The 8,064-nt window shown below is 41.8% G+C and carries 7 protein-coding genes; 3 read left to right on the top strand and 4 right to left on the bottom strand.

Annotation, left to right across the window (positions count from 1 at the left end; genetic code table 11):
- The 3 genes from NJ959_RS20220 to NJ959_RS20210 all read left to right on the top strand — a co-directional run.
- Window positions 1-1,248: hypothetical protein (locus NJ959_RS20220; RefSeq protein ID WP_254013546.1), on the top strand; the 1,248-nt coding region annotated here is incomplete at its 5' end.
- Window positions 1,249-1,266: 18 nt separating this feature from the next.
- Complete coding sequence (locus tag NJ959_RS20215) at window positions 1,267-2,049, top strand: DUF8581 family protein (protein ID WP_254013545.1); 783 nt, start codon at window positions 1,267-1,269, stop codon at window positions 2,047-2,049.
- Window positions 2,050-2,061: 12 nt separating this feature from the next.
- Window positions 2,062-2,808: a hypothetical protein gene (locus tag NJ959_RS20210; RefSeq protein WP_254013544.1), complete on the top strand. Its 747-nt coding sequence runs from the start codon at window positions 2,062-2,064 to the stop codon at window positions 2,806-2,808.
- A gap of 440 nt (window positions 2,809-3,248) precedes the next feature.
- Here the strand turns inward: NJ959_RS20210 and NJ959_RS20205 are convergent, their stop codons facing one another.
- From NJ959_RS20205 to NJ959_RS20190, 4 genes are all read right to left on the bottom strand, one after another.
- Entirely contained in the window at window positions 3,249-3,623 is a 375-nt protein-coding gene (locus NJ959_RS20205; RefSeq protein WP_254013543.1) for a helix-turn-helix domain-containing protein, read from the bottom strand.
- A gap of 167 nt (window positions 3,624-3,790) precedes the next feature.
- Window positions 3,791-4,468 (bottom strand): alpha/beta hydrolase, encoded by a 678-nt coding sequence (locus NJ959_RS20200; protein WP_254013542.1) that lies wholly within the window; start codon window positions 4,466-4,468, stop codon window positions 3,791-3,793.
- A 44-nt stretch (window positions 4,469-4,512) separates the two neighbouring features.
- The gene (smpB, locus tag NJ959_RS20195; protein WP_254013541.1) at window positions 4,513-4,980 is read right to left on the bottom strand and encodes an SsrA-binding protein SmpB; all 468 of its coding nucleotides are present in this window, start codon (window positions 4,978-4,980) and stop codon (window positions 4,513-4,515) included.
- Between the two features lie 78 nt (window positions 4,981-5,058).
- Complete coding sequence (locus tag NJ959_RS20190) at window positions 5,059-7,953, bottom strand: PAS domain S-box protein (protein ID WP_254013540.1); 2,895 nt, start codon at window positions 7,951-7,953, stop codon at window positions 5,059-5,061.
- Between the last annotated feature and the right edge of the window lie 111 nt (window positions 7,954-8,064).

Here is an 8,064-nt window from a genome sequence, read left to right as displayed (position 1 = left end):
ACTCCCGTCGCTGATATTCCAGCAGGATGGTATATTGACGAGCCAGAGTCTTTCATAGCAGAAATACCGACAACTCCAGATACTCCAGTTGACGATATTGCCATAGGAGGATGGGCAATTGATTCTCAAGAATTTGTCGTTGAAGAAGATGTCACTCCAGAAGTAACACCTTTAAACCGTCAAGAGATATTAGATCGACAAAGGGAAGACGACGACGCTGTTTTAGATTTGTTGATATCTTTACCAGCCCCACCCTTACCGAGTGAAGAAGGGTTGGAGATTCAACTTGAGGATGGTGAATGGGGAGAGTTTCTTGATGAAGAAAACCTGCAACTCGAATCAGAAGAATCTGAATCCGATCTTGAAGAGGGTGACTGGGCAATTCTCAGCGAAGATTGGGCAGATTTGGATCTCGAAGAGGTAGATTCACCTTCAGTATCGTCGGGATTGAATATTGATGCTTTAGACTTCCAAATTGAGCCAGAATCACCACGGATAGAATCCCCCGATAACCCCATTTATCGTCTGGAGTCATTAGAATTAGCAGGAGAGCAAGAGGAAGCAGAAGATGAGTGGGATGACTGGGTTGTAGATGAGCCGGAAATAATACAGAGAGTGTCCCCATTGGATTTACAAGAGTCTCAAGAATGGGGAGATTTAATGGCAGATTTCGATCCCTTTGTTGAAGCGCCCTCGATCCAGGAATTGCCATCGGATGTGGATATTGGTGAGGATTGGGATGAATTCGCCGTTGATGAGCTTGAGCCTTATTCAGAAACAATAGAGGTAGATAGTGGCTTTGATTTGTCAGATCTTTTGGAAGATATCACTCCCCCTCCATTGAATCTCTACGGAAGTGAAGATATTGATTTTAGACAAGATCCAGAAGACGATCCTCTCCACAAATTAGATCGCTTTTCTTCCATGTCGGATCGCTCTCCGGAAGTGTCTAGCGATATGATGGACATTTTCTTTGAAGAAACCCAATCAAGAGCCAATCGACAGGAAGGAGGGAAACGGGATGACAGCTCAATGGCAAATCGGAAAGAATCTATATTTGACGATATGTCATTTGAGGAGTTTTCTATATCGCTAGATGATTCAGAAATAGAGTTAGCGGCGGAAGATTTTACTCCACTGTCTGACACTGAGGATGATGAGGAGGATTGGGATGAAGATGTCAATGATACTGGCAAACGAGAGCCACCACCTTCCCCTCCCAGTTACTTTTTTAAGCCGAAAAATTAGTGAGAGGGGTTGAGTGCAGTGAGTGAAAAGCGACATAAATCAGAAAGTGCAAATCTAGCCATTTCACAGAGCAAAAAAGCTCCTCCGAATTTGGGTAAAAACCTCGATCGATTCTTCCAATCCTTGGATGAAGTTTTACTCGACATCACGGCGTTAGAAGTTAACACTATGGTGGTGGATTCCATTAGTGGAGACAAGTTTAGTGCTTGGGAAACCTATCGCTCAATTTATCCGATATCTCCCGATTATCTGGAAGAGGAGGGAATTCATGAGTCTCTGCGCGATCGCTATCTGGATTTACGGATAAACTTGGAACAAGAATATAGCTTACTCCTAACTAATCCCAACTCTGATTTTTTTGATCCTAAGTTTCTCAACAATCCTAGCGCCGGATTTCCCAAAACCCCCACCCGATTACCTAACCCAATTCATCCCAAAAATCATGAAGACATTTTTAAGGCGCAACGACTTCTCACTAACTGCCGTTTCTTACGCTGTTTGCGGAAAATGGCTGAAGTGAAAACTGGATTAGATTGTCGCAATCAGAAATTATTGTCAAATCCAGAAAACCAACTCGATCGTGGAATAATTACTGATACAATCTATGCCCAAACTATAATTCAGCTTGATGGCGATGTGATTAACCGCTACTCTCAAGATTTATTTCACCATCCTCAGCGGGAAGTGCTTCTGGAATTGCACCGAGATGGGGTGATGGCTAGCGAAAAGCAGTGGCGGGGACTATTGGAGTTTATTATTGGTTTATTGCAGGTAACGCTGCAACGGGGTTCATCACAATAAACAGTTTCTCTTGTGCCACATCATCGTTTACAGCAGCAGTTTCAGGGGGTTTCTCTGGTAAAAACTCTGAATTTAGAAGGGTACATCGCTATGGAAAGAGAACGAATTTCTCCTTCCCGTATCCTGTTTCACGGTATTCGCTTTAATTTAGATAAAGATCTTCTCCTCCAAATACAATACGCCCAAGAAACGAGTCGCCGTCTAGAAATTTCCCCGGAATTCCTCGCTGATTTGCGCCATTACACCCTAATTGATGGGGAAAATCCTTTTCAATCTGGCTTGACTTTTTGCACTTATTATGGTACAGGAAAATCAAAAGAAGCCCTAATCCGGACTGTGATTTCTCTGGATGGGGATATTATGCAGCAGATTCAGCGAGACTGCCTGGAAAATCCCCATTTTTATCGCCAAATTGCTGCTTCTCACTATTGGTTAATTGAACAATTACTAACTCAGTTGCGGATAGGTTCATTAGTAAGGTTAAATCTATTTGTAACTATTCTATCTTGGACAATACCATTAATACTGATGGCGGCAATGGTGATGTTGTTTGGATCAGAATTACTAAATCATCCCTGGATGTTTTTGCTTGCTGTGGTGATGACGTGGCTATTGCAAGTGGGATTGCAACTGTTATTACGTTTATTTTTACCAAGTATTCGGCGTTGGATTTTGTGTCGCATATTATTAGGTTTCCTTTCTTACAAATCTGGCGAGAGAGGAATGGCGAAGCAGATTTTAGTGTGGTTAGTGGGTTGAAAATGGGATTTGTAGGGGCGAGAAGCTATTTCCTTCTCCCTTCCCGTTGTCAAAATACTCCATTATTTAACCACAAAGACACAAAGACACGAAGGTTGTCTTCCAGGGAGAGGGGAGTAGGAAAGATGCGGGTAGTGGATAGCCCTCCTCAACCCCTCTCCCTCAAAAACAAAGTAATTTACATAACGTAATAAATCCTCGAAGGCTGAAAGTGGCTTAACTTCGTTAAATTTATTAAGATTAATTCTCAATACTTGACGAGATTGCGTCGTTTCAGCTACTATGGGCTAATAATCCAAAGGAGGGCTAATAACCTTTTTGGGATTTGACACGATTTCTCATCGGGATAGAAAATTATTTAACCTAACTTCTATGCTACACCACCGAGGAAGGTTAGCGCCAAGGTTTGCAAAGAAGTCAACTTTGACTGCAACTTGATGTTAGAGGTTTGTTGGTCGATCGAGGTTGTTTTTTTTGTCTGTGAATGGAGGAGACAGGATTGTTTCTATCCGAGAAAAGGATATGGGAGCTTTCTCAGGGAAGTTGATAGTAATATCCAGGGAACCACCTAAAGCCACGACGACTTCTACCAGCGTATTGAGTGCGATCTCTTCTCTTTCTTCCAGTTGTGAAATATCGGGATGCTTGACATCAAGTCGCTCTGCTAATTCTTCTTGTGAGATGCCTGCTACTTCTCGAAGAGTACGGAGAATTTTGAGTTGTTCTCTAATCTTGTTGGCTCCAGCGGTAATACGTGCTTGAGCCTCTGGAGAGAAGCCATTTCTTACTTCTTTGTAAGTTTTATAAACTGTCATATCAGCTCACCCCCTTTAGTTTCTACCAAATATTCTCTAAATCGCCGCTCTGCAGTGTAGTATATAATCTATATATTATACATGTCTAGTGGATATTGACTTGAATGTCGAGGGGGATTGCTCCTCAAATGACAACGGGCAGGAGTTGGGATTAGTGAATTGGTGTTTTAGGCAGGGTAATCGTGAACAGCATCCAAGACAAAATTTCGTACTACAGTCAAGACTTCTGGTTTAATTTCATGTGCCATATTAAATTCTTGATATTTCACATCTATTCCCAAAGCGGTTAAGGTATCCCTAGCTTTTTGCGCCGCAGCAATGGGGACAATTGGATCGTGTTTGCCATGTAGAATGGAAATAGGTGGTAAGGATTCTTTGGGAATAGGTTGAAGTTTTGAATGTAAATAGCCACTCATAGATACTAAGCCAGCGAGGGGCAAGGTTACTCCGACATCCAAAGTCATCGCGCCACCTTGGGAAAATCCACTTAAAATAGTGTGCGATCGCGCAATTCCAGTAGTCTCTTCTAGAGAGTTTAACCAATCGATTAGCATCTGCCGACTTTCTGCTAATCCCTGATAATCCTGACTTTCCAAGTCGTACCACATTTTCCCTCCAGGTACGTGAGGATGAGGAAAAGGGGCATCGGGAAATAAAAACTGGAAGTTTGGCAGATTCATTGCTTCTGCTAAGGGGGCTAAATCGTGTAAATTTGCGCCCCACCCATGCAAGCAAATCATTAAATGGGTTGGTGGTTTTCCGTTTGTAGGTAGAAGTTGGATATATTTTAAAGACAAAGATCGATCTCCTCTATCATAATTGTTTTGGCTTTTATCCTCGATCATTTATAGTCCCTAATTCTTGAAGAAGGGAAACTATACTTTATTATTTAATACTGTTTCATTGCCCGGGACATTTCTCGTTGATCCTCACGTTTTTTGATGGTTTCTCGTTTATCATGAATCTTTTTCCCCTTACCCAAAGCAATTGTAATTTTAACAAAGCCTTTTTTAAAATACATTTTCAATGGCACTAGGGTTAAACCCTGTTGTTCCACTTTACCAATTAGTTTGCGGATTTCTTGTTTGTGGAGGAGGAGGCGGCGGGTACGGCGGGGATCGTGATTGAAATAATCGGCGCTTTTTTGATAGGGGGAGATATGGACATTTAATAACCAGGCTTGCCCATCGCGAATCAGGGCATACCCATCTCGCAAATTCACCTTACCCTCGCGGATGGATTTCACCTCTGTGCCTTTTAACTCAATCCCCGCCTCGTAGGTTTCTAAAATTTCATAGCGAAAACGGACTTCCCGATTATCGCTAATAACTTTGTAACTGTCACTTTTATCGCTCATGTTAGGAAGAGGTTAGAGGTTAGAGGTTAGAGGCTGGGAAGAGGCGAGAGGATGGAAGGAATATTCTAGCATTTTCTTTCACACCTCACACCTCACACCTGGGAAGACAACTGTTACTGTTGTCCCCAGCCCAACTTGACTAGTCACCGCAATACTACCGCCATGTACGTCTACGCAATTTTTAACCACGGTTAGCCCTAATCCGGAACCCGGAATACCCTCAACATTTGCCCCCCGATAGAATGCCTCAAACAGGTGAGGGATATCTGATGGGGGAATACCAATTCCTTTGTCGATTATTTTGAAGATTATTTCTTTGTTAGTACCAGTTAATTCTAAAGTAACTTCTGCTCCTTCATTAGAATATTTTATCGCATTATTAAGTAAATCAACAAGGATATTGCGCAATAATTGCAAATCTAAATATAGATTTTTTTCCAGCAATTCTTCCCGAAAATAGATTCGGTATTGATAAGCCGTTTTTAATTGTATTTCTTTGATAAGATTCTGGCAAAATTTACGGACATCTAGGAGGATTGGAGTGAATTCTAATTTACCTGTCTCGGCTCGATTGATTGTCAGAATATCATTGAGAAGTTGCCTCATCCGTTGAGCGGCTAATTCAATGCGGGAGAGACTCCTCTGAATTTGCTCTTTGGGCCATTCATCAGCAAACAATAGGAGGGTTTGGGCAGCTCCTAAAACAGTGCTTAGGGGAGTGCGAAACTCATGGGAAGCAAGAGTAAAAAAGCGGAGTCTCAGTTGAGATAGTTCTTGTTCTCGTTCTAATTGCCGACGTATTTGTTCCGCTTGCTTCCGTTCGGTGATATCAATACCAATAGCAATAATATATTTGACTGTACCATCTGTATCCAGAAGAATTCTATTCGACCAAGAAATTAGTCGGCGAGTACCATCTCTCATCACCCAGTAATTGTCATGTTGGTTGTACAATTCACCTGATTGGAGTTCTCGGAAAACGGCTTGCACTGCTTCTAATTCCTCTGGAAGTAGGAATAGATCCCAAAAGTATTTATCCCTAACTTCAGGAAAAGCATATCCGGTTAATTCCTCACAAGCCCGATTGAAGCGGACAATTCTACCTTGGAAATCAAGAACTAAAATTAAAGCATTGGCAGCATCAAAAATAGCTGAAATAAAGTTGCGTTCTTCAAGTAAAGCAAGTTCCGCTCGTTTGCGATCGCTGATATCTTGGCTCATCATCATGCCAGCAAATATTTCTCCTAATTCGTTCGCTATTGGCAGAATATACACGAAGTCAATTCGATCGCTATAAGCAAGTTCAAACACAGTACTTATACCATGAAATGCTTTTCGATAATAGGGTTCCAGTATTTCACAGATTTCAGTCGGGAAAACTTGCCAAATAGTTTTACCTTCTAATAAATTTTTAGAAAGACCAACCTCTGCTAATCCTTTCCCATCGGCAATAGTGTAGCGTAAATCTGGATCGAATAAGGCAACTGCACCGTTAGGAAAATTACGAGTCATGGTGCGGTATAATTGCTCACTTGCTGCTAGATCTGCTGCCAATTGTTTGCTTTCGGTAATGTCTACAAACACCCCTCGCAATTTGCCAGAATTACCCTCACCTCTGGAGATATGAACGATGTCGCGAACCCAAATAATCCGCCCATCTGCTGCCACCATCCGATACTCAAATTCATGGTTTTCTCCAATAAAAGACTGTTGGCGACAATAAGAGACAGCCCAATTACGATCGTCGGGATGAATACAGTTAACCCAAAACTGAGGATTTCCATACCATTCTGTTAGAGGATAACCAAGAAGTCTGACAGCTTGCGGTCCGATATAAGTGAATTCTAAGGTAATTAAGTCAGCTTCCCAAGGAATTAGATTGAGACTTTCTGCTAAGTGCCGAAAACGTGACTCACTCTGACGTAGTGCTTTAGCTCTTTCATTACGCTCTGTGATATCGCGAATAATTGATAAATGTTGACCGGGTAAAACATTGGTTTTCGCCGCAAATTCAATATCTCGTACCGTACCATCTGGAAGTACTATCTGGATTTCCTCTGTTAACTGTCCTTTTTCTTGGAAGGTTTGCCAAGCTGCTTCAAAATCGAAGTTTGGTGGCATAAAATCTGCAATATGCTTGAAGAGAAGTTCATCAGCAGAAAAACCAAATAACTTGCAGGCGGCAGGATTGACTTCTATATAATTACCCCAATTATCTGCGATCGCGATCGAATCTAGTGATTCATAAAAGATGGCTTGTAACAGTTGTGTCTGAGTACGCAATTCAGTAATATTAGTCGCTGCACCCGTAATACCGAAAATTTCTCCTGCTGCTCCAAACAGCGGCTCTATATGAAGATCCCAATACTGAATTGCTCTGTTAATAGTCACACAAATTTCTTGGCGTACTCCCTCTCCCGTTGCTAAGACTTTGCCCTTGATAATTGTAATCTTTTCTGCATCTTCAGGTGGCATGATTTCAGCGTCTGATTTACCGACAATTAGCTGAGAATCTCTGCCAAAAGCACCCAGACTAATCCATGTGTAACGCAATTCGCAGTCTTGAGTAAAGACAACAGTTGGCGAATTTTGCAGCGCCACACGAAAGCGTTGTTCACTAATTTTCAGGGCATCTTCTATTTGCTTACACTCAACAATTTCTGCCACTAATTCGTGATTAGCATTCTTTAATGCTGCCGTCCTTTCTGCTACTCTAGTTTCTAGCTCCTGATTCGATCTAAAAAGTGCTTCTTCTGTTTGATGCGCCCTAAAGTGCAATCTCATTACTAGAGAAATCACCCCACCGAGTAAAATCGTGGCGATACTATTAGCGATCGCAATCCATAATAGGGGAGTTGGCTCCCTCCCATATTCTGCCCAACTCCAATAACAGAAGACTGTCACGCTTAAGACTAACAGCCCAGCTAAACCCAATCCAGCGATTGTAATTGTTTGTGCGATCGAGTATTTCATCTAAAACCTTACGGAGGAGTGGGGAAGACAGTTTTGAGTTTTAAGTTTTGAGTTTTAAGTTTTGAGTTTTAATTCAAAACTGAGAACTATTCCGGGGAATGGGGTGTGGGG

Origin of the sequence: Limnofasciculus baicalensis BBK-W-15, assembly GCF_024178385.1 — a bacterium.
In the GTDB taxonomy this organism is placed as follows: Bacteria; Cyanobacteriota; Cyanobacteriia; order Cyanobacteriales; family Coleofasciculaceae; genus Limnofasciculus; species Limnofasciculus baicalensis.
This window is presented reverse-complemented; position numbering and strand designations above follow the sequence as displayed.

What these genes read in the sequence shown, in the direction of transcription:
- NJ959_RS20205 (WP_254013543.1), bottom strand. Translation starts at nt 3,623, where the DNA reads ATGACAGTTTATAAAACTTACAAAGAAGTAAGAAATGGCTTCTCTCCA.
- NJ959_RS20200 (WP_254013542.1), bottom strand. Translation starts at nt 4,468, where the DNA reads ATGATCGAGGATAAAAGCCAAAACAATTATGATAGAGGAGATCGATCT.
- smpB (WP_254013541.1), bottom strand. Translation starts at nt 4,980, where the DNA reads ATGAGCGATAAAAGTGACAGTTACAAAGTTATTAGCGATAATCGGGAA.
- NJ959_RS20190 (WP_254013540.1), bottom strand. Translation starts at nt 7,953, where the DNA reads ATGAAATACTCGATCGCACAAACAATTACAATCGCTGGATTGGGTTTA.